17 protein-coding genes are annotated in these 21,181 nt (G+C 65.7%); 12 read left to right on the top strand and 5 right to left on the bottom strand.

The features are described from left to right. Nucleotides 1-185: 185 nt before the first annotated feature. Nucleotides 186-2,039, bottom strand: coding sequence for a sigma-54-dependent Fis family transcriptional regulator (locus HG549_RS03020; protein WP_170028094.1), 1,854 nt, complete (start codon nucleotides 2,037-2,039; stop codon nucleotides 186-188). A 282-nt stretch (nucleotides 2,040-2,321) separates the two neighbouring features. On the opposite strand from HG549_RS03020, the gene HG549_RS03015 reads away from it, so the two are divergent. From HG549_RS03015 to HG549_RS02985, 7 genes are all read left to right on the top strand, one after another. Next, nucleotides 2,322-3,377 (top strand): ATP-NAD kinase family protein, encoded by a 1,056-nt coding sequence (locus tag HG549_RS03015; protein ID WP_170028093.1) that lies wholly within the window; start codon nucleotides 2,322-2,324, stop codon nucleotides 3,375-3,377. Nucleotides 3,378-3,399: 22 nt separating this feature from the next. Next, the gene (locus HG549_RS03010; protein ID WP_170028092.1) at nucleotides 3,400-4,377 is read left to right on the top strand and encodes a thiamine pyrophosphate-dependent dehydrogenase E1 component subunit alpha; all 978 of its coding nucleotides are present in this window, start codon (nucleotides 3,400-3,402) and stop codon (nucleotides 4,375-4,377) included. Nucleotides 4,378-4,410: 33 nt separating this feature from the next. Further along, nucleotides 4,411-5,433 (top strand): alpha-ketoacid dehydrogenase subunit beta, encoded by a 1,023-nt coding sequence (locus HG549_RS03005; RefSeq protein ID WP_170028091.1) that lies wholly within the window; start codon nucleotides 4,411-4,413, stop codon nucleotides 5,431-5,433. Then, complete coding sequence (locus HG549_RS03000) at nucleotides 5,430-6,536, top strand: acetoin dehydrogenase dihydrolipoyllysine-residue acetyltransferase subunit (protein WP_170028090.1); 1,107 nt, start codon at nucleotides 5,430-5,432, stop codon at nucleotides 6,534-6,536. Before HG549_RS03005 ends, HG549_RS03000 begins: the two co-directional genes overlap by 4 nt. Nucleotides 6,537-6,590: 54 nt before the next feature. Next, nucleotides 6,591-7,655, top strand: coding sequence for a 2,3-butanediol dehydrogenase (locus HG549_RS02995; RefSeq protein ID WP_225931952.1), 1,065 nt, complete (start codon nucleotides 6,591-6,593; stop codon nucleotides 7,653-7,655). A 135-nt stretch (nucleotides 7,656-7,790) separates the two neighbouring features. Next, nucleotides 7,791-9,524: a C13 family peptidase gene (locus HG549_RS02990; protein WP_170028088.1), complete on the top strand. Its 1,734-nt coding sequence runs from the start codon at nucleotides 7,791-7,793 to the stop codon at nucleotides 9,522-9,524. 27 nt (nucleotides 9,525-9,551) lie between these two features. Further along, a complete protein-coding gene (locus HG549_RS02985; protein WP_170028087.1) occupies nucleotides 9,552-10,196 on the top strand; it encodes an oxidoreductase in 645 nt (214 codons plus the stop codon). A 146-nt stretch (nucleotides 10,197-10,342) separates the two neighbouring features. Here the strand turns inward: HG549_RS02985 and HG549_RS02980 are convergent, their stop codons facing one another. The 4 genes from HG549_RS02980 to HG549_RS02965 form a co-directional block, all read right to left on the bottom strand. After that, nucleotides 10,343-10,630, bottom strand: a complete 288-nt coding sequence (locus tag HG549_RS02980; protein WP_170028086.1) for a YceK/YidQ family lipoprotein — start codon at nucleotides 10,628-10,630, stop codon at nucleotides 10,343-10,345. Beyond that, the gene (ubiX, locus tag HG549_RS02975; RefSeq protein ID WP_170028085.1) at nucleotides 10,627-11,256 is read right to left on the bottom strand and encodes a flavin prenyltransferase UbiX; all 630 of its coding nucleotides are present in this window, start codon (nucleotides 11,254-11,256) and stop codon (nucleotides 10,627-10,629) included. The genes HG549_RS02980 and ubiX overlap by 4 nt, the downstream gene beginning before the upstream one ends. Beyond that, nucleotides 11,253-12,602: a UDP-N-acetylmuramate:L-alanyl-gamma-D-glutamyl-meso-diaminopimelate ligase gene (mpl, locus tag HG549_RS02970; RefSeq protein ID WP_170028084.1), complete on the bottom strand. Its 1,350-nt coding sequence runs from the start codon at nucleotides 12,600-12,602 to the stop codon at nucleotides 11,253-11,255. The genes ubiX and mpl overlap by 4 nt, the downstream gene beginning before the upstream one ends. A 66-nt stretch (nucleotides 12,603-12,668) precedes the next feature. After that, nucleotides 12,669-14,657 (bottom strand): sigma-54-dependent Fis family transcriptional regulator, encoded by a 1,989-nt coding sequence (locus HG549_RS02965; protein WP_170028083.1) that lies wholly within the window; start codon nucleotides 14,655-14,657, stop codon nucleotides 12,669-12,671. A 255-nt stretch (nucleotides 14,658-14,912) separates the two neighbouring features. Here HG549_RS02965 and HG549_RS02960 point away from each other — a divergent pair, with 255 nt between their 5' ends. The 5 genes from HG549_RS02960 (at nucleotide 14,913) to HG549_RS02940 (ending at nucleotide 20,943) form a co-directional block, all read left to right on the top strand. Further along, complete coding sequence (locus HG549_RS02960) at nucleotides 14,913-16,433, top strand: aldehyde dehydrogenase family protein (protein ID WP_170028082.1); 1,521 nt, start codon at nucleotides 14,913-14,915, stop codon at nucleotides 16,431-16,433. 226 nt (nucleotides 16,434-16,659) lie between these two features. Next, on the top strand, nucleotides 16,660-18,108 hold the full coding sequence (gene eat, locus HG549_RS02955) for an ethanolamine permease (RefSeq protein ID WP_170028081.1): 1,449 nt from the start codon (nucleotides 16,660-16,662) through the stop codon (nucleotides 18,106-18,108). A 46-nt stretch (nucleotides 18,109-18,154) separates the two neighbouring features. Continuing rightward, complete coding sequence (locus HG549_RS02950) at nucleotides 18,155-19,549, top strand: ethanolamine ammonia-lyase subunit EutB (protein WP_170028080.1); 1,395 nt, start codon at nucleotides 18,155-18,157, stop codon at nucleotides 19,547-19,549. An 8-nt stretch (nucleotides 19,550-19,557) separates the two neighbouring features. Further along, on the top strand, nucleotides 19,558-20,376 hold the full coding sequence (gene eutC / locus HG549_RS02945; RefSeq protein ID WP_170028079.1) for an ethanolamine ammonia-lyase subunit EutC: 819 nt from the start codon (nucleotides 19,558-19,560) through the stop codon (nucleotides 20,374-20,376). Between the two features lie 108 nt (nucleotides 20,377-20,484). Continuing rightward, nucleotides 20,485-20,943 (top strand): GNAT family N-acetyltransferase, encoded by a 459-nt coding sequence (locus HG549_RS02940; RefSeq protein ID WP_170028078.1) that lies wholly within the window; start codon nucleotides 20,485-20,487, stop codon nucleotides 20,941-20,943. The last annotated feature ends 238 nt before the right edge of the window (nucleotides 20,944-21,181 follow it).

The following is a 21,181-nucleotide window of genomic DNA, read 5'->3' as shown; positions in this document are numbered from 1 at the left end:
CCCCGGACTTGTGCCGGGGTTTTTTATTGCCTGCAAGGACTTCGTCGCGGTCCTTGTAGGAGCGGCCTTGTGTCGCGATGGGGCGCGAAGCGGCCCCGGCAATATCTGCGGCGAAGCTGAAATCCTGGGGCCGCTGCGCGGCCCATCGCGACGCAAGGCCGCTCCTACAGAGGCCGCGACGAGGCTTAGCCTTTCATCCGCGGCATCTCGATGTGATGTTCATGCACCCGCCGGTACAAGGTCGCCCGCGAAATCCCCAAAGCCCGCGCCGCATCGGCCGGCTTCCAGCGATGGCGGATCAGCGCATCCAGCAACAGCTGCCGGGCCGGGCAGGACACCACGCTGTCAGCGCAAGCGACCGCATCGCCGCGCACCTCTTGCGGCAAGTCCTGCAGTTGCACCTGCCCGCCTTCGCTCACCGCACAGGCATAACGCAGAACCTGCCGCAGCTGGCGCAGGTTGCCCGGCCAGCGGTACAGCAACAGCGCCTGCAGCGCATCATCCGCCAGTACCACCTCGACCCCGCAGGCCGCGGCTTCCTCGGCCAGCAACTGGTGAATCAATCCCAGCCGGTCCTCGCGCTCACGCAACGGTGGCAACTCGAAGCGGGCGTTGGCCAGGCGGAAGTAGAGATCCTCACGGAAACGCCCCTCCTTGACCATCGCCGCCAGGTCGCGATGGGTCGCGCAGATCACCTGGATGTCCACCCGCTCCCGCCGCGCAGCGCCCAGCGGTGCCACTTCGCCTTCGGCCAGCACGCGCAACAGGCGGGTCTGCAGGTTCACTGGCATGTCGCCAATCTCGTCGAGGAACAACGTGCCGCCGTCAGCCTGCTGCAACAGGCCCTGCATGCCTTTGCTGGAGGCCCCGGTGAACGCCCCGGCAACATAACCGAACAGTTCGCTCTCGATCAGGCTTTCCGGAATGGCCGCGCAGTTGAGGGTGACGAACGGGCCGTCACGGCGCAGGCTCTGCTGGTGCAACTGGCGGGCGAACACCTCTTTGCCAGCCCCGGTCTCGCCCTGCACCAGCACCGCCAGGTTGCAGTCCTTGACCCGCGTGGCCAGCCGCAGGTGCTGCTCGATGCGGGCGTCCTGGGCCTGGCGCAAGGGCTGCGCGCGCTGGCGCTGCTGTGGCGCGCTGACCCGCCCATACAGCCCGCCCAGCCCCGGCAGGCGCTGGGCCGATGCGCCATTGACTCGGCGCAACTGGTCGATGTCGAACAACTCGCCAATGTGCTCGGGCAACCGCCCCAGGCGCTCCACCAGGCGCGCCCGTGCCAGGCTGTTGATGGCCTGCAGGCGGCCATCGGCATCCCAGGCCAGCAGGTAGTCGGGCTGGCTTTCCACATAGCCCGGCGTGCCATGGGCGCGCATCACCCAATGGCCCTGGGCACTGTGCATGAAGAAGGCGTTTTCGATCTCGCGCGCGGTCTGCTCGACCAGCTGGCGGATCAGGTGCTGGCTGCGGCGGTCGTCCGGTGACTGCAAGGCCGACACATCGACCACGCCCAGCAGCTCGCCCAGCGGGTCGAACACCGGCGCCGCGGTGCAGGTGAGGCCGATGAACGCAGCGCGGAAATGGTCACGCTTGTGCACCGTGACCGGCGCCTTGCTGGTGAGCACCGCGGCTACCCCGCAAGTGCCCTCCTCACCCTCGGACCAGCAAGTGCCCAGGTACAACCCGGCCTTGCGGCAGTCGTTGCGGATGGCCGACTCGACCCGGTAGTCGATGGTGCGCCCCTGGGCGTCGGTGAGCAGTACGCAATAATCGGCCCCGCGCACCCGCTCATGCAGACGCGCAACGGCATCGCTGGCGATGCGCAGGAACAGCTCGGCCCGTTCGCGGCATTCGTTGAGCAGGCTCTGGGAAAGAATACGCGGCCCCTGCTGGGAAGCGGGGTCGAGACGGTACAGCTCCATGGAACGGCGCCATGAATCGAGGATCAGCGGTGGCACCGGCGCCTGCGGTAGGCGATCGGCATTCTTCAGCACCCGGCTGACGCAATCGACATGGGCTCGGGAGTTCGCGGCAAGCATTCAGGCCCTCCGGTTCTCGTTGCTGTTTTTATCGTTGTCCGGCCATTAAGCGCCTCCGGGCATGCCCCGACAAGCACTGAGTGATTACCGGCCGGCCTGAGACGCAGCGTCTCAGCGTCTCGGCCAGGCCATTGCGCGGCTGGCACCCGGCGTCTCGCCGGCCTGGCCATGCACGCCCGCCTTGGCGCAACGAAACCGCTCTGGCCCGGCCATTCCAGCCAACTTAAACAAAACTGGCACCGCGCTTGCTCCGGCACTGGCAAACAAGAAACGAGGTGCGCCATGCCGCTACCCGTCCCGACTGTCGGGATCATTGCCAACCCTGCCTCTGGCCGCGACCTGCGCCGCCTGACTGCCAATGCCGGGCTCTATTCGAGCACCGACAAGGCCTCGGCGATCCAGCGCCTGCTCGCCGCCTTCGGTGCCACCGGTATCGGCCAGGTGCTGCTGCCCAGCGACATGACCGGCATCGCCGCTGCCGTGCTCAAGGCCAGCCAGGGCCCGGTCGCCCGCGACCAGCACTGGCCGACCATCGAGATCCTCGACCTGCCACTGACCCAGACCGTTGCCGATACCCGCCTAGCCACCCGACGCATGGTCGAACGCGGCGTGGCGATGATCGCCGTGCTCGGCGGCGATGGCACGCACAAGGCGGTCGCCGCCGAAGCCGGCGACGTGCCGCTGCTGACCTTGTCCACCGGCACCAACAATGCCTTCCCCGAATTGCGCGAAGCCACCAGTGCCGGCCTGGCCGGCGGCCTGCTCGCCAGCGGCCGGGTGCCCGCCAGCATCGGCCTACGCCGCAACAAGCGCCTGCTGGTGACAGTGCCCGAACAACGGCTTGCCGAATGGGCCCTGGTGGAGGTGGCGGTGTCGCCCCAGCGTTTCATCGGTGCCCGCGCGCTCAGCCGCAGCGAAGACCTGAGCGAAGTGTTCGCCTGTTTCGCCGAGCCACATGCCATCGGCCTCTCGGCGCTGTGTGGCCTGTGGTGCCCGGTTTCCCGGCAGGACCCGCACGGCGCCTGGGTTCGCCTGAACCCCGCTGCCGACCAGGCCCTGCTGGCACCGTTGGCGCCCGGCCTGCTGCAAGGCTGTGGCATCACCGCCAGCGGCCCCCTGAGCCCCGGTGTCGCCCATCGCCTGAGCCTGGCCAGCGGCACCCTGGCCCTGGACGGCGAGCGCGAGATCGAATTCGCCGAGCACGACAGCCCCACCATCACCCTCGACCACCAAGGCCCACTGAGCGTGGACGTCGAGGCCGTACTGGCGCATGCCGCCCGCCATCACCTGCTGGCCGTGCCCCGTGGCCACCGGCTGCACCCTGCAAACCCGTGTTGAGACAACCCCGGAGAACAACAAGATGTCCAATCAACTCAGTACCGAACAACTGCTGCATGCCTATGAAGTGATGCGCACCATCCGTGCCTTCGAAGAACGCCTGCACGTCGAGTTCGCCACCGGCGAGATTCCTGGCTTCGTGCACCTGTATGCCGGCGAAGAGGCTTCCGCCGCCGGGGTCATGGCCCACCTGCGCGACAGCGATTGCATCGCCTCGACCCACCGCGGCCACGGCCACTGCATCGCCAAGGGCGTGGACGTGTACGGCATGATGGCCGAGATCTACGGCAAGAAGACCGGCGTCTGCGGCGGCAAGGGCGGCTCGATGCACATCGCCGACCTGGAAAAAGGCATGCTCGGTGCCAACGGCATCGTCGGTGCCGGCGCACCGTTGGTGGCCGGGGCGGCGCTGGCGGCCAAGATCAAGGGCCGCGACGATGTGTCGGTGGCCTTCTTCGGCGACGGCGCTTCCAACGAAGGCGCAGTGTTCGAGGCCATGAACCTGGCGTCGATCATGAACCTGCCGTGCATCTTCGTCGCCGAGAACAACGGCTACGCCGAAGCCACCGCCTCGACCTGGTCGGTGGCCTGCGACCACATCGCCGACCGCGCTGCCGGCTTCGGCATGCCCGGCGTCACCATCGACGGCTTCGATTTCTTTGCCGTGTACGAGGCTGCCGGTGCCGCCATCGAACGTGCCCGTGCCGGGCAAGGCCCATCGCTGATCGAGGTCAAGCTCAGCCGCTACTACGGCCACTTCGAGGGCGATGCGCAAACCTACCGCGCCCCCGATGAGGTGAAGAACCTGCGCGAGTCCCGCGACTGCCTGCTGCAGTTCCGCAACAAGACCACCCGCGCCGGCCTGCTCACGGCCGCCCAGCTGGATGCCATCGACGCCCGTGTCGAGGACCTGATCGAAGACGCCGTGCGCCGCGCCAAGTCCGATCCCAAGCCACAGCCCGCCGACCTGCTCACCGACGTCTACGTCGCCTACCCCTGAGCTGCGGATTACAAGAACAACAGGAGAACCACCATGGCAAGAAAGATCAGCTACCAGCAGGCCATCAACGAAGCCCTGGCCCAAGAAATGCGCCGCGACGACAGCGTGTTCATCATTGGCGAAGACGTCGCCGGCGGTGCCGGTGCACCGGGCGAGGACGACGCCTGGGGTGGCGTGCTGGGCGTGACCAAGGGCCTGTATCACCAGTTCCCGGGGCGCGTGCTCGACGCGCCGCTGTCCGAAATCGGCTACGTCGGTGCTGCCGTCGGCGCGGCCACCCAGGGCCTGCGCCCGGTGTGCGAACTGATGTTCGTCGACTTCGCCGGCTGCTGCCTGGACCAGATCCTCAACCAGGCAGCCAAGTTTCGCTACATGTTCGGTGGCAAGGCGGTCACCCCATTGGTGATGCGCACCATGTACGGTGCCGGCCTGCGCGCGGCGGCCCAGCACTCGCAGATGCTCACCTCGCTGTGGACCCACATCCCTGGCCTGAAAGTGGTGTGCCCGTCCTCGCCATACGATGCCAAGGGCCTGCTGATCCAGGCGATCCGCGACAACGACCCGGTGATCTTCTGTGAGCACAAGCTGCTCTACAGCATGCAGGGCGAGGTGCCGGAAGAGGTGTACAGCGTGCCGTTCGGCGAGGCCAACTTCCTGCGCGATGGCGACGACGTGACCTTGGTCACCTATGGCCGCATGGTGCACGTGGCGCTGGAAGCCGCCAACAACTTGGCCCGCCAGGGCATCGACTGCGAGGTGCTGGACCTGCGCACCACCAGCCCGCTGGACGAAGACAGCATCCTGGAGAGCGTGGAAAAGACCGGCCGCCTGGTAGTGATCGACGAAGCCAACCCGCGCTGCTCCATGGCTACCGACATCAGCGCCCTGGTCGCGCAGAAGGCCTTCGGCGCGCTCAAGGGGCCGATCGAAATGGTCACCGCACCGCACACCCCAGTGCCGTTCTCCGACGCCCTGGAAGACCTGTACATCCCTGACGCGGCGAAGATCGAGGCCGCCGTGCGCAAGGTTATCGAAGCTGCAAGGAGTGCCGCATGAGCCAGATCCATACCCTGACCATGCCCAAGTGGGGCCTGTCCATGACCGAAGGCCGGGTCGACACCTGGCTCAAGCAGGAAGGCGACGCGATCAACAAGGGTGACGAGGTGCTGGACGTCGAGACCGACAAGATCAGCAGCAGCGTCGAAGCCCCGTTCAGCGGCGTGCTGCGTCGCCAGGTGGCCAAGCCCGATGAAACCCTGCCGGTCGGCGCCCTGCTGGCAGTGGTGGTGGAAGGCGAAGCCGAGGAAGCCGAGATCGATGCGGTGGTGCAACGCTTCCAGGCCGAGTTCGTCGCCGACGGTGGCGCCGAGCACGCCCAGGGCCCGGCACCGCAGAAGGCTGAAGTGGCTGGCCGGCAGCTGCGCTGGTTCGAGCTGGGTGAAGGCGGCACACCGCTGGTGCTGGTGCACGGCTTTGGTGGCGACCTCAACAACTGGCTGTTCAACCACCCGGCGCTGGCGGCCGAGCGCCGGGTGATCGCCCTCGACCTGCCAGGGCATGGCGAGTCGGCCAAGGCGTTGCAGCGCGGCGACCTGGATGAGCTGAGCGAAACCGTGCTGGCCCTGCTCGACCACCTGGACATCGCCAAGGCCCACCTGGCCGGCCATTCCATGGGCGGCGCGGTCAGCCTGAACGTCGCGCGCCTGGCGCCGCAGCGGGTGGCCAGCCTGAGCCTGGTGGCCAGTGCCGGCCTGGGCGAAGCGATCAACGGCCAGTACCTGCAAGGCTTCGTCGCGGCGGCCAACCGCAACGCGCTCAAGCCCCAGATGGTGCAACTGTTTGCCGACCCGGCGCTGGTCACCCGCCAGATGCTCGAAGACATGCTCAAGTTCAAGCGCCTGGAAGGGGTCGAGCAGGCCCTGCAGCAGCTGGCGGCGGCACTCGCTGACGGTGACCGGCAGCGCCACGACCTGCGCGGGGTGCTGGGGCAACACCCGGCACTGGTGGTGTGGGGCGGCAAGGACGCGATCATCCCGGCCAGCCATGCCGAAGGGTTGGAAGCCGAAGTGCTGGTACTGCCGGAGGCCGGCCACATGGTGCAGATGGAAGCGGCCGAACAGGTCAACCAGCAGCTGCTCGCCTTCCTGCGCAAGCACTGAGCCCTTTCCGTGAGCCTGGAGAAAAACACAATGAACGACCTGAGCCACACCCACATGCGCGCGGCCGTCTGGCATGGCCGCAACGACATCCGCGTCGAACAGGTACCCCTGCCAGCCGACCCCGCACCCGGTTGGGTGCAGATCAAGGTGGACTGGTGCGGCATCTGCGGCTCCGACCTGCATGAGTACGTCGCCGGCCCGGTGTTCATCCCGGTCGAGGCACCGCACCCGCTGACCGGCATCCAGGGCCAGTGCATCCTCGGCCACGAGTTCTGCGGCCAGATCGCCAAGCTGGGCGAAGGCGTGCAAGGCTTTGCCGTCGGTGACCCGGTGGCGGCGGACGCCTGCCAGCATTGCGGTACCTGCTACTACTGCACCCATGGCATGTACAACATCTGCGAACGCCTGGCCTTCACCGGCCTGATGAACAACGGCGCGTTTGCCGAGCTGGTCAACGTGCCGGCCAACTTGCTGTACCGGCTACCGCAGGGTTTCCCGGCCGAAGCCGGGGCGCTGATCGAGCCGCTGGCGGTGGGCATGCATGCGGTGAAAAAGGCCGGCAGCCTGCTGGGCCAGACTGTAGTGGTGGTCGGCGCCGGTACCATCGGCCTGTGCACCATCATGTGCGCCAGGGCTGCCGGAGCGGCGCAGGTGATCGCCTTGGAAATGTCTTCGGCGCGCAAGGCCAAGGCCAAGGAAGTCGGCGCCAGCGTGGTGCTCGACCCCAGCCAGTGCGACGCCCTCGCGGAGATCCGCGCGCTTACCGCCGGGCTGGGTGCGGATGTGAGTTTCGAGTGCATTGGCAACAAGCACACCGCCAAGCTGGCCATCGACACCATCCGCAAGGCCGGCAAATGCGTGATGGTGGGCATCTTCGAGGAGCCTAGCGAGTTCAACTTCTTCGAGCTGGTGTCCACCGAGAAGCAGGTGCTGGGGGCGCTGGCCTACAACGGCGAATTCGCTGATGTGATTGCCTTCATCGCTGATGGCAGGCTGGACATCCGTCCCCTGGTGACCGGGCGGATCGGGCTGGAGCAGATCGTCGAGCTGGGCTTCGAGGAGTTGGTGAACAACAAGGAGGAGAACGTGAAGATCATCGTGTCGCCGGGCCTGCGCTGATTGCCGCCAAGGCAACGTGGATCCTGTGGCAGCGGGCATGCCCGCTGCCACAGGGGAATGTGCCGGCTCATCCACTCGCTGTTTCGGGATCCCATTCTGCGGCATACTCGGCAGACCTATTGCCCGGTCCTCGCCATGCGTCTACTGCTCCCCTTCTCCCTGGTCCTGCTACTCGCCGCCTGTGGCGATGGTGAATCGCTGCTGCCGCCCGATGCGCGCTTGCCTGACGGCGGACGCTACCGGGGGCAGGTAGTCGATGGGCTGCTGCAAGGCGAGGGCCGTATCGACTACCCCAACGGCAGCTGGTACGCCGGCGGCTTCAAGGACGGCCAGTGGCACGGCCAGGGCGAATGGCACGGCCAGAATGGCGAGGTGTATCGCGGGCAGTTTGCCGCCGGGCTGTTCCAGGGGCTGGGTGAGCTGACCACCCCAGGCAGCCACTATGCCGGCACCTTCCGCCATGGCCGGCGCGACGGTGAAGGTACCCTCAAGCAGGCCGACCAGACCTACCGTGGCCAGTTCAAGGACGACCTGTACGAAGGCGCCGGCGAACTGGAACTGGCCGATGGCAGCCGCTACCAGGGCCTGTTCGCCAAAGGCAAGCCCAATGGCGCCGGGGTGCGCAGCGATGCCAGCGGCAACCAGTTCAGCGGCCGCTTCGTCAATGGCCAACTGCAAGGCAGCGGCACCTATGACAGCGTCGACGGCGAGCAGTATATCGGCGAGTTCAAGGACAACCGCCTGGAAGGCCGTGGCCGCTATGAAAACGCCGATGGCGATGTGTGGATCGGCCAGTTCAAGGATGGCGCCCTGGTCGGTGACGGCGAGCTGCTGGGCAGCGACGGCAGCCACTACAAGGGCACCTTCGTCGACTGGCGCATGTCGGGCCAGGGGAGCCTGCAACTGGCCGATGGCAGCAAGTACATCGGCGGCTTCCTCGACGATGCCTACCACGGTCAGGGCCGGCTGATTCTGCCCAGCGGCAAGGTGGAAAGCGGCACCTGGGCCAACGGCGTGCGCGTACGCGACCAGAACGGCAAGCTGCTGCCCGACCCGCTGGACCTGGCCTTGCTCAACCAGGGCCGGCTGCTGGACCAGGCGCTGGCGCAGGTGCCCCGCTCGGCGCCACCCATCCAGCTGTACAGCCTGGTGGTCGCTGGCGATGGCCAACAGAGCGTGTTCCTGCGCGAGGCCGACTACGTCAGCAACATGCTCAAGGTGCGCTTTGGTGCCTGGGGCCAGGTAACCCTGGTCAACCACCGCGACCACATGGCCACCCGCCCCATGGCCACCCGCGAGAACCTCACCCGCGCCGCCCGCACCCTGGCCGAGCGCAGCGGCCCCGAAGACCTGGTGTTCATCTACCTCACCAGCCACGGCAGCCAGGACCACCAGCTGGTGCTCGACCAGCCGCGCCTGCAGCTGGCCGACTTGTCCGCCGACGAACTCGCCAGCGCCCTGGCACCGCTGAAAGACCGCGACAAGGTAATCGTCATATCCGCCTGCTATTCAGGGGGCTACATCGCCCCGCTCAAGGATCAACGCACCGTCATCATGACCGCTGCGCGAGCCGATCGGGTGTCCTTCGGCTGCTCGGAAGAAGCCGATTTCACCTACTTCGGCGATGCCCTGTTCGCCGAGGCGCTGAACCAGACCGATGACTTGAAACAAGCGTTCGAACTGGCGCGCGCCAGTGTTGCCGAAAGAGAACAAAGGGAAGGTTTCGAGGCCTCCGAACCGCAGCTGTGGGCGCCGCCGTCGGTGCTCGAGCATTGGCAGCACCTGCGGCGGCAGCAGGCCGAAGAAGCATTACGTAATGCCGCACGGGCCAACGTGGGGGCGCAGGCGAAAACGCCCGGCAGCCACTAAGCTTGTGAGTAACGAGGGAGAGACATCATGTATTTGACGCCTCAGCATGTCCTGCTTGCCGGTGCCACGGGTCTGACAGGTGAACACCTGCTCGACCGCCTGCTCAACGAGCCCACCATCACTCGCGTACTGGCGCCTACCCGGCGGCCGTTGGCCGAGCACCCGCACCTGGAAAACCCGGTGGGTGACCCGGCGATGTTTCTTCCGCAACTGGCCGGGCGCGTTGATATCGCTTTTTGCTGCCTGGGCACCACGTTGAAGCAGGCCGGCTCCGAATCGGCCTTCCGCGCGGTGGACCTGGACATGGTGGTGGCGTTCAGCAAGCGTGCCCGCGAGATGGGCGCGCGGCACCTGCTGGTGGTCAGTGCGCTGGGCGCCGACCCGAAATCGTCGATCTTCTACAACCGGGTCAAAGGCGAGATGGAAGAGGCGCTCAAGGCCCAGGATTGGCCGCAGTTGACCATCGTGCGGCCGTCATTGCTGCTGGGCGAGCGGATCGAGCCGCGGCTGGGCGAGCGGCTGATTTCGCCGTTCTCCAAGCTGATACCCGGGAAGTACCGGGGCATCGAGGCTTGCACGTTGGCCCGGGCGTTGTGGCGCCTGGCGCTGGAGGAAGAGGACGGGGTGCGTATTGTGGAGTCGGATGAATTGCGCAGGTTGGGCAAGAAGTAATAGCCCTGCAGCTGCTGTAGGAGCGGCCTTGTGTCGCGATGGGGCGCGAAGCGGCCCCGGCAATTTGTGCATCTGCGCTGAAACCCCGGGGCTGCTTTGCAGCCCATCGCGACACAAGGCCGCTCCTACAGGGGCCGGTGTACCACCTAGAGGCCGCCGGTGGCCTGGAAGCCCACACCTGCTGCGGTCAGCAACGACAACGGCAGCAACAGGGTGTCGAGCAACATGCTCCCAGGCAAATCCAGCCCCGGATACGCCGGCGCATCAGCCCCATAATGATCCCGCGGGCAACAGCCGCCATTCATGACATACAAGTCCAACCGGGTGCCGGCATACACCACCGGCGCCCCGGGCTTGTTGGCATCCAGCGTACGCACCGTGGCGCAACCACTCAGTAGCCCCAGCGCCAGCAAGCCGCACAATGCGCGCCTCAATCATCCACCCCGTAGTGGTGCTCGCCCCAACGCGGCAACATGTCCTGGGGAATGTTCAGCAGGTTGAGAATGCGCGCCACGACAAAGTCGACCAGGTCGTCGATGGTCTGCGGCTGGTGATAGAAGCCTGGCGATGCCGGCAGGATGATGGCACCCATCTGCGACAACTTGAGCATGTTCTCCAGGTGAATGGTGGAGAACGGCGCCTCGCGCGGCACCAGCAGCAGCTGGCGACGCTCCTTGAGGGTAACGTCGGCAGCACGCTCGATCAGGTTGTTGCAGGCACCGGTGGCAATCGCCGAGAGGGTGCCGGTGGAACAGGGCACCACCACCATCGCCGCCGGCGCGCCGGAGCCCGAGGCTACCGGCGACATCCAGTCTTCCTTGCCATACACCCGGATCTGCCCGTCGGCGGCACCCGTGTATTCGGTAAGGAAGGCCTGCAGGGCCTGGGGTTTGGCCGGCAGCACCACGTCGGTCTCGGTGGCCACCACCAGTTGCGCGGCCTTGGAGATCAGAAAGTGTACCTCGCGGTCCTCGCGCACCAGGCAATCGAGCAGGCGCAGGCCATACTGCACGCCCGACGCCCCAGTCATCGCCAGTGTGATGCGTTCCGGCCCGTTCACTGCAATGCCTCGGCCAGCTTGCCGTGCAGGCCACCAAAGCCGCCGTTGCTCATGATCACCACGTGGGTGCCCGGGCGCGCCTGGCCCTTGACCCGCTCGATGATCGCCTCGAGGCTGTCGGCCACCACGCTCGGCACCTTGCACTGCGCGGCAGTCGCGGCCAGGTCCCAGCCGAGGTTGGCCGGGGCGTACCAGATCACCTGGTCGGCATCGTTGACGCTTTCCGGCAGACCGTCACGGTGGGCACCGAGCTTCATCGAATTGGAGCGCGGCTCGATCACGGCGATGACCGGCGCCTCGCCAACGCGCTTGCGCAGGCCGTCGAGGGTGGTGGCGATGGCGGTCGGGTGGTGGGCGAAATCATCGTAGATGGTCACGCCTTGCACCTCGGCGACCTTCTCCATGCGCCGCTTGACGCTCTTGAACGCACTCAGACCTTCGATGCCCATGGCCGGCACCACACCGACGTGGCGGGCCGCTGCCAGGGTTGCCAGGGCATTGGCGACGTTGTGCTGGCCGGTCAGCGCCCAGTCCACCACGCCCTGCACTTCGCCTTCGAACAGCACTTCGAAGCGCGAACCGTCCGGGCTCAGCAGGCGAGCCTGCCACTGGCCACCTTCACCGGTGGTTTGCACCGGGGTCCAGCAGCCCATACCGATCACGCGTTCCAGCGCCTGCTCGGTGGTTGGGTGAATCACCAGGCCTTCGCTGGGGATGGTGCGTACCAGGTGGTGGAACTGCCGCTCGATCGACGCCAGGTCGGGGAAGATGTCCGCGTGGTCGAATTCGAGGTTGTTGAGGATCGCGGTGCGCGGGTGGTAGTGGACGAATTTCGAGCGCTTGTCGAAGAAGGCGCTGTCGTACTCATCGGCCTCGACCACGAAGAACGGGGTGTTGCCCAGGCGTGCCGATACCGAGAAGTTCTGCGGTACACCACCGATCAGGAAGCCCGGGCTCATGCCGGCGTGCTCCAGCACCCAGGCCAGCATGCTGCTGGTGGTGGTCTTGCCATGGGTACCGGCAACGGCCAGTACCCAGCGGCCTTGCAGCACGTGGTCGGCCAGCCACTGCGGGCCGGAAACATACGGCAGGCCCTTGTTCAGCACGTACTCCACCGCCGGGTTGCCACGCGACATGGCATTGCCGATGACCACCAGGTCCGGTGCCGGCTCCAGCTGGGCCGGGTCATAGCCTTGGGTCAGCTCGATGCCCTGGGCTTCGAGCTGGGTGCTCATCGGGGGATAGACGTTGGCGTCAGAGCCGGTGACACGGTGGCCAAGTTCCTTGGCCAGCACCGCCAGCGAGCCCATGAAAGTGCCGCAAATACCGAGAATGTGAATATGCATGGTCGACCTCGCAAAACATCGAGGCAGGGTAGCGTAGGGCGAGAAAAATCGCACACGATGTTTCGCTCAATCGGCCCTGGTGATCCCGTGCTTGCGCAGTTTTCGATACAAGGTATTGCGGCTGATGCCCAAGTGCTCGGCGACCCGGGTGAGGTGCCAGTGTTTTGCCTCCAGGGTCTCCATGAGTGCTTGCCGTTCCGCATCTTGCAGGGGTGGCCTTGTGTCGCGATCGGGCTGCGCAGCAGCACTGGCGGCTTGAGCTGCGGGGTTGGGATCCTGGGGCCGCTCTGCGGCCCTCTCGCGACACAAGGCCGCTCCTGCAAGGGACGGTGTGTTGCGGACCATGGCGGGGAGATCCGGCAAGGTAATCCGGCTATCCTCGCAAAGCGCCACCAGCGTGCGCAGCACATTGCGCATCTGCCGCACGTTGCCCGGCCAGGCAAAGTCCAGTAGCGCCTGGCGCGCCCTGGGTTCGATGTCGATCAACTGCCCCTGCGCTTCCTGGCGCAGCAGAAAGTCCAGCAACTGCGCCTTGTCACTGCGCTCGCGCACCGCCGGCAACGCCACTTCCAGGCCATTCAGGCGGTAATACAGGTCTTCACGGAAACTACCCTGCTCCACCCGCTCCAGCAGGTCGCGGTGGGTAGCACTGACGATGCGCACGTCGACCGCCTGCGGTTCGCCACCGATCGGCACCACCTGGCGCTCTTCAAGTACCCGCAGCAGGCGGGTTTGCAGGGCCAGCGGCATGTCGCCGATCTCGTCCAGCAGCAAGGTGCCACCGTCGGCCTGCAGCAGCTTGCCACGCATGCCTTCCTTGCGCGCGCCGGTGAAACTGCCGCCGCGATAGCCGAACAGCTCGCTCTCGATCAGGCTCTCCGGGATCGACGCACAGTTGATGGCGACGAACGGTTTGCCGCGCCGCTCGCTGGCCTGGTGCACGGCCTGGGCGAACGCCTCCTTGCCGCAACCGGTCTCGCCGCGCAGCAACAACGGCACGTCGCGATCGAATACGCGCACGCTGCGCCGGAAGTCGTTCTGCAAGGCCGGGTCGAGCAGGCAGACAAGCGGCTCGGCCTCCCGCGCCGGCCGTGGCTGCGCGGCTGGCACCGACCATACCGGCGCGCGGGCCTGGCCACGCAGGCTGGCGAACACCTGGCGCCCGTCCAGGGTATGCAGCGGCCAGGCTGTGCTGCCGGAGGGCGTGGCCCGGCTGAACAGTTCGTCGTGGCTGCAGGCAAAGAAGCGCTCCAGCGGTTTGCCCAGCACACCGCCACGCACCGTGCCCAGCAGGTTCAGTGCGCTCTGGTTGGCCGCGCAGATGCGCCCGTCACCGTCGAAGGCCAGCAGGCCTTCGCTGAACAGGCCGACCGATTCCGCCTGCAGGTGAAAACGCAGCAGCCATTGCTGCTCGAAATGACGCAGGAAATAACAGCTCTCGATCATCTTGGCCGACAGGTTGACCAGGGCCATGGTGTGGAACTGGCTCTGCCGGGAAACATCAGGCCGCGCCGAAGACACGTCCAGCACCGCCAGCAATTCGCCATGCGGGTCGAACACCGGGCTGGCCGAGCAGGTCAGGCCGGTGTGGCGGCCGCGGAAGTGCTCGTCCTGGTGAATGGTCAGGGCCTGGCGCTCAACCAGGCACGTGCCGATGCCGTTGGTGCCTTCGCGCGCTTCACTCCAGTCGGCACCCAGCCACAGGCCGGCGCGCTCGAAGCTGCGCCGCTCGCTCGGGGCGCTGACGCAGTTGAGGATGACCCCGCGCGCATCGGTCAGCAGCACCGCATGGCCGGCCCCGGATAGCTGCTGGTGCAGGCTGTTCATCTCATGGTCGGCAATCTGCAGCACCTGGCGCAGGCGCTCGCGGCTTTCCAGCAGGCGCCCGTGCTCAAGCACTACTGGCGCCTCGATCACCGCCGGGTCGAGGTGGTAGTCCTCCAGGCAGCGTAGCCAGGAGCGGGCGATGGACGGGTCGCTAGCGCCCGCCCCGGCCCCGCCATGGGCGACGGTGTGGACTTGCTGGGCATGACGACTGAAATGATTGCTCTGCATTGTTGTAGTTCTCCGCAGATGGAGCGTCCCGCCAGCATCCTCCACCCGGGTGGCCTTTGCAATGCATCCCCGGGTGACGTGTCGCAAATGGCACAAAGTGTCACCCCGGCGCGTACCGGCGCTGGCACAACGGCGCCTGGCCAGGCCCTGGAAAGCAGGCCAAGCCATTGATTTGCCTGGCACTGGCAACGCTGGCCCAACCTTTGCTCTACGCTTTTCAACTCCCTAACAAGCACAATAGCCAGGAGACACACCATGCGTTACGCACATCCCGGTACCGAAGGCGCGAAGGTTTCCTTCAAGAGCCGCTACGGCAACTACATCGGTGGTGAGTTCGTTCCTCCGGTAAAGGGTGAGTACTTCACCAACACCTCGCCGGTGAACGGCCAGCCGATCGCCGAATTCCCCCGCTCCACTGCCGAAGACATCGAAAAAGCCCTGGATGCCGCCCATGCGGCTGCCGACGCCTGGGGCCGTACCTCGGTGCAGGACCGCTCCAACGTCCTGCTGAAGATCGCCGACCGTATCGAACAGAACCTCGAACTGCTGGCCATCACCGAAACCTGGGACAACGGCAAGCCGGTGCGTGAAACCCTGAATGCCGACATCCCGCTGGCGGTCGACCACTTCCGCTACTTCGCCGGTTGCATTCGTGCCCAGGAAGGCGGCGCCGCCGAGATCAACGAAGGCACCGTGGCCTATCACATCCACGAGCCACTGGGCGTGGTCGGGCAGATCATCCCGTGGAACTTCCCGATCCTGATGGCCGCCTGGAAGCTTGCCCCGGCCCTGGCCGCCGGCAACTGCGTGGTGCTCAAGCCGGCCGAGCAGACCCCACTGGGCATCACCGTGCTGCTGGAACTGATCGGCGACCTGCTGCCAAAAGGCGTACTCAACGTGGTGCAGGGCTATGGCCGCGAAGCCGGCGAGGCGCTGGCCACCAGCAAGCGCATCGCCAAGATCGCCTTCACCGGCTCGACCCCGGTGGGCTCGCACATCATGAAGTGTGCCGCCGAGAACATCATCCCGTCCACCGTGGAGCTGGGCGGAAAGTCGCCGAACATCTACTTCGAAGACATCATGCAGGCCGAGCCGAGCTTCATCGAGAAAGCCGCCGAAGGCATGGTGCTGGCGTTCTTCAACCAGGGTGAGGTGTGCACCTGCCCGTCGCGCGCCCTGGTCCAGGAGTCGATCTACCCGCAGTTCATGGAAGCGGTGATGAAGAAGGTGCAACAGATCAAGCGTGGCGACCCGCTGGACACCGACACCATGGTCGGTGCCCAGGCCTCGCAACAGCAGTTCGAGAAAATCCTGTCGTACCTGGAGATTGCCGAGAAGGAAGGCGCCGAGCTGCTGACTGGCGGCAAGGTGGAAAAACTCGAAGGCTCGCTGGCCACCGGTTACTACATCCAGCCGACCCTGCTCAAGGGCAACAACCGCATGCGAGTGTTCCAGGAGGAAATCTTCGGGCCGGTGGTCAGCGTTACCACGTTCAAGGACGAAGCCGAAGCGCTGGCGATCGCCAACGACACCGAGTTCGGCCTGGGCGCCGGCGTGTGGACCCGCGACATCAACCGTGCCTACCGCGTGGGCCGTGGGATCAAGGCAGGCCGGGTGTGGACCAACTGCTACCACCTGTACCCGGCGCATGCGGCGTTTGGCGGGTACAAGAAGTCGGGCGTCGGGCGTGAGACGCACAAGATGATGCTGGACCACTATCAGCAGACCAAGAACCTGCTGGTGAGCTACGACATCAATCCGTTGGGCTTCTTCTAAACCGCGTCGCGGCCTTCGCGGGCACGCCCGCTCCCACAGGTATTGCACTGCTCTTGAAACTTGTGCAGTCCCTGTGGGAGCGGGCAAGCCCGCGAAGAGGCCAGGCCTGCATACACCAAATCCAGAGCGGCAACCGCGCACCAACCGCTCTGGCTCGCTTCCTGCAACACCTATCACCATCGGCCCGGAACCCTTCCGGCCACCAAGAAAAACAACAGGTGAATCTATGCCAAGCGATCATTCCGCCGGCTCTCCGGCAGGCTCTTCCGTCGACTTCGAAAAGGTCGGCTCGGACTATTTCCAGCAACGTGAACTGAAAAAAGGCGCCGCCGGCTGGGTACTGCTGGTCGGCCTGGGCGTGGCCTATGTGATCTCCGGCGACTACGCCGGCTGGAACTTCGGCCTGGCCCAGGGTGGCTGGGGCGGGATGTTCCTCGCCACCCTGCTGATGGCCACCATGTACCTGTGCATGTGCTTCTCGCTGGCCGAACTGTCGTCGATGATCCCCACCGCAGGCGGCGGCTACGGTTTTGCCCGCAGCGCCTTCGGCCCGTGGGGCGGCTTCCTCACCGGCACGGCAATCCTCATCGAATACGCCATCGCCCCCGCCGCCATCGCGGTGTTCATCGGCGCCTATTGCCAGTCGCTGTTCGGTATCGGCGGCTGGATGATCTACCTGGCGTTCTACATCGTGTTCATCGGCATCCACATCTTCGGCGTGGGTGAGGCACTGAAGCTGATGTTCATCATCACCGCCATCGCCGCCATTGCCCTGGCTGTGTTTTTGGTGGGCATGGTGCCCCATTTTGATGCAGCCAACCTGTTCGACATCGCCAAGACGGACGCCGTGGGCGCCAGCAGCTTCCTACCGTTCGGCTACGTCGGCGTGTGGGCAGCCATCCCCTACGCCATCTGGTTCTTCCTGGCTGTCGAAGGCGTGCCGCTGGCCGCGGAAGAAACCAAGAACCCCAAGCGCGACCTGCCACGCGGGCTGATCGGGGCCATGCTGGTCCTGCTCGCCTTCGCCCTGCTGATCCTGGTGGTCGGCCCCGGCGGCGCAGGCTCCGAGGCGCTGAAGGCCTCCGGCAACCCGCTGGTCGAAGCCTTGTCCAAGGCCTACGGCGGCTCCACCTGGATGGGCGGCTTCGTCAACCTGGTCGGGCTGGCCGGGCTGATCGCCAGCTTCTTCTCGATCATCTATGCCTATTCGCGGCAGATCTTCGCCCTGTCGCGCGCCGGCTACCTGCCGCGCAAGCTGTCGGAGACCAACAAGAGCAAGGCCCCGGTCATGGCCCTGGTGATCCCTGGCATCATCGGCTTTGCCCTGTCGCTGACCGGCCAGGGCGACCTGCTGATCCTGGTGGCGGTGTTCGGTGCCACACTGTCCTATGTACTGATGATGGCCGCGCACATCACCCTGCGTATCCGCCGGCCGAAGATGGAGCGCCCGTACCGCACCCCCGGTGGCATCGTCACCTCGGGCGTGGCCCTGGTACTGGCCTGCATCGCCGTGGTCGCCGGTTTCCTGGTCGACCCACGGGTGGTGATTGGCGCCGCAGTGATCTATGCGGTATTAATTGCCTACTTTGCTTTGTACAGCCGCCACCACCTGGTAGCGGGCACACCGGAAGAGGAATTCGCCGCGATCCAGAAGGCCGAAGAGGCCCTGCACTGATCGCCGCCACCCGCCGCGGGGCAACCCGCGGCTCTGGAGAGTCTGTATGGCAAGTTTCGTACACACGGTGGGCCACCTGGTCTACCGCTTCGACAGCCTCAAGGAAGTGATGGCCAAGGCCAGCCCCGCCCGTTCGGGGGACTACCTGGCGGGTGTCGCCGCCAGCAACGACGGTGAACGCGTCGCCGCGCAGATGGCCCTGGCCAATATCCCGCTGACGCATTTCCTCAATGAAGCACTGATCCCTTACGAAGAAGACGAAGTCACCCGGCTGATCATCGACAGCCACGATGCCCAGGCATTTGCCAGCGTCAGCCACCTGACCGTGGGTGGCCTGCGCGACTGGCTGCTCAGCGATGAAGCCAACGAGGACAGCCTGCGCGCCCTGGCGCCCGGGCTGACCCCGGAAATGGCCGCAGCGGTGTCGAAGATCATGCGCGTGCAGGACCTGGTGCTGGTGGCGCAGAAGATCCGCGTGGTTACGCGCTTCCGTGGCACCATGGGGCTGCGCGGGCGGCTGTCGACCCGGCTGCAGCCCAACCACCCGACCGACGAACCGGCCGGCATCGCCGCCAGCATCCTCGACGGCCTGCTGTACGGCAATGGCGACGCCATGATCGGCATCAACCCGGCCACCGACAGCATCGCTTCGATCTGCGCGCTGCTGGAAATGCTCGACGCCATCATCCAGCGCTACGACATCCCCACCCAGGCTTGCGTACTGACCCACGTGACCACATCGATCGAGGCGATCAACCGTGGCGTGCCGCTGGACCTGGTGTTCCAGTCCATAGCCGGCACCGAAGCGGCCAACGCCGGCTTCGGCATCAACCTCAATGTGCTGCAGGAAGGCTACGAAGCGGGCCTTTCGCTGAAGCGCGGCGCACTCGGGCAGAACCTGATGTACTTCGAAACCGGCCAGGGCAGCGCCCTGTCGGCCAACGCCCACCACGGCGTCGACCAGCAAACCTGCGAAACCCGCGCCTATGCCGTAGCCCGCCATTTCAAGCCGTTCCTGGTCAACACCGTGGTCGGCTTCATCGGCCCGGAATACCTGTACAACGGCAAGCAGATCATCCGCGCCGGCCTCGAGGACCACTTCTGCGGCAAGCTGCTGGGGGTGCCGATGGGTTGCGACATCTGCTACACCAACCACGCCGAGGCCGACCAGGACGACATGGACACCCTGCTGACCTTGCTGGGCGTGGCGGGGATCAACTTCATCATGGGCATCCCCGGTTCCGACGACATCATGCTCAACTACCAGACCACCTCGTTCCACGATGCGCTGTACGCGCGCCAGACCCTGGGCCTGAAACCCGGGCCGGAATTCGAGGCCTGGCTGGCCCGCACCGGCATCTTCACCCAGGCCGATGGCCGGGTACGCTTTGGTGACAACCTGCCGCCGGCTTTCCGCCAGGCCTTGGCACAGCTTGCATAGGGATGACCATGGACCATCGCACGCCTACCCCCGACAACCCCTGGCTGGCCCTGCGCAACCTCACCCCGGCGCGCATCGCCCTGGGCCGTGCCGGCACCAGCCTGCCAACCGGCGCGCAGCTGGACTTCCAGTTCGCCCATGCCCAGGCGCGCGACGCCGTGCACCTGGCGTTCGATCACGCCAGCCTGGCTGCGCAGCTGGCTGACCGCGGCCGCGACAGCCTGGTGCTGCACAGCGCCGCCAGCGACCGCAACCAATACCTGCAACGCCCGGACCTGGGGCGGCGCCTGAACCAGGACTCGGTGGCGGCGCTACGCCAGCACGCCCAGGCCAACCCCGGCGGGGTCGACCTGGCCATCGTCGTGGCGGACGGCCTGTCGGCCCTGGCCGTGCACCGCCACACCCTGCCGTTCCTGGCCCGCTTCGAAGAGCAGGCCGCCGCCGACGGCTGGAGCAGTGCGCCGGTGGTGCTGGTGCAGCAGGGCCGCGTGGCCGTGGCCGACGAGGTCGGTGAGCTGCTGGGTGCGCGCATGACGGTGATGCTGATTGGCGAACGCCCGGGGCTCAGCTCGCCCGACAGCCTCGGCCTGTATTTTACCTACGCGCCGAAGGTCGGCCTGACCGATGCCTACCGCAACTGCATTTCCAACATTCGCCTGGAGGGGCTGAGCTATGGCATGGCGGCGCACCGCCTGCTGTACCTGATGCGCGAAGCCTGCCGGCGTCAGCTTTCCGGAGTGAATCTGAAGGACGAAGCCGAAGTCCATAGCCTTGAGAGTGAACATGGCGCCGGCCAGAAGGGCAACTTCCTGCTCGGCAAAGGGTAAAAAACCTGTAACGGAAGGCGGATTGCACTTGCGCCGCGCATTGGGCAGCATGCCCAGGAAAGCTGCTGGCAATCCGCTGTTTCCCCTAATGGACTCTGAGGGCCGCACATGCGCATCATCAAGGCAACCCTGGAACACCTCGACCTGCTCACGCCGATGTTCGTTAAATACCGTGAGTTCTACGGGCAGCTTCCCTACCCCGACAGCTCGCGCAGCTTCCTGGAAAAGCGCCTGAAGCGGGATGAGTCGGTGATCTACCTGGCCTTGCCGGATGACGACGACAGCAAGCTGCTGGGTTTTTGCCAGCTCTACCCGAGCTATTCGTCGCTGTCGCTGAAGCGGGTATGGATTCTCAACGACATCTATGTGGCCGAGGATTCGCGGCGCATGCTGGTGGCCGACCACCTGATGCGCGAGGCGAAGAAGATGGCCAAGGAAACCAACGCCGTGCGCATGCGGGTATCAACCAGCGCGGACAATGAAGTAGCGCACAAGACTTACGAGTCCATCGGGTTTCGTGAGGATAACGAGTTCAAGAGCTATATCCTGCCGATCAACCAGGATTGACTGTGCTGGTGCTTTCGCGGGCACGCCCGCTCCCACAGGGGTATCACCGCTTTCCAAGGCTGTGCCGTACCTGTGGGAGCGGGCGTGCCCGCGAAGAGGCCGGAACAGGACTACCCCTGCCGTAACCCCCCGCTACAAACTCCCCGGGCATGATCCTCACTTCGCCGTATAATGGCCCACCTGTCATGTGTGAAATTTTACCCATCGCCAGGTAACCGAGCCTACGCCCCAAGAACAC

It is taken from the genome of Pseudomonas sp. SK (assembly GCF_012975065.1).
In the GTDB taxonomy this organism is placed as follows: domain Bacteria; phylum Pseudomonadota; class Gammaproteobacteria; order Pseudomonadales; family Pseudomonadaceae; genus Aquipseudomonas; species Aquipseudomonas anuradhapurensis.
This window is presented reverse-complemented; position numbering and strand designations above follow the sequence as displayed.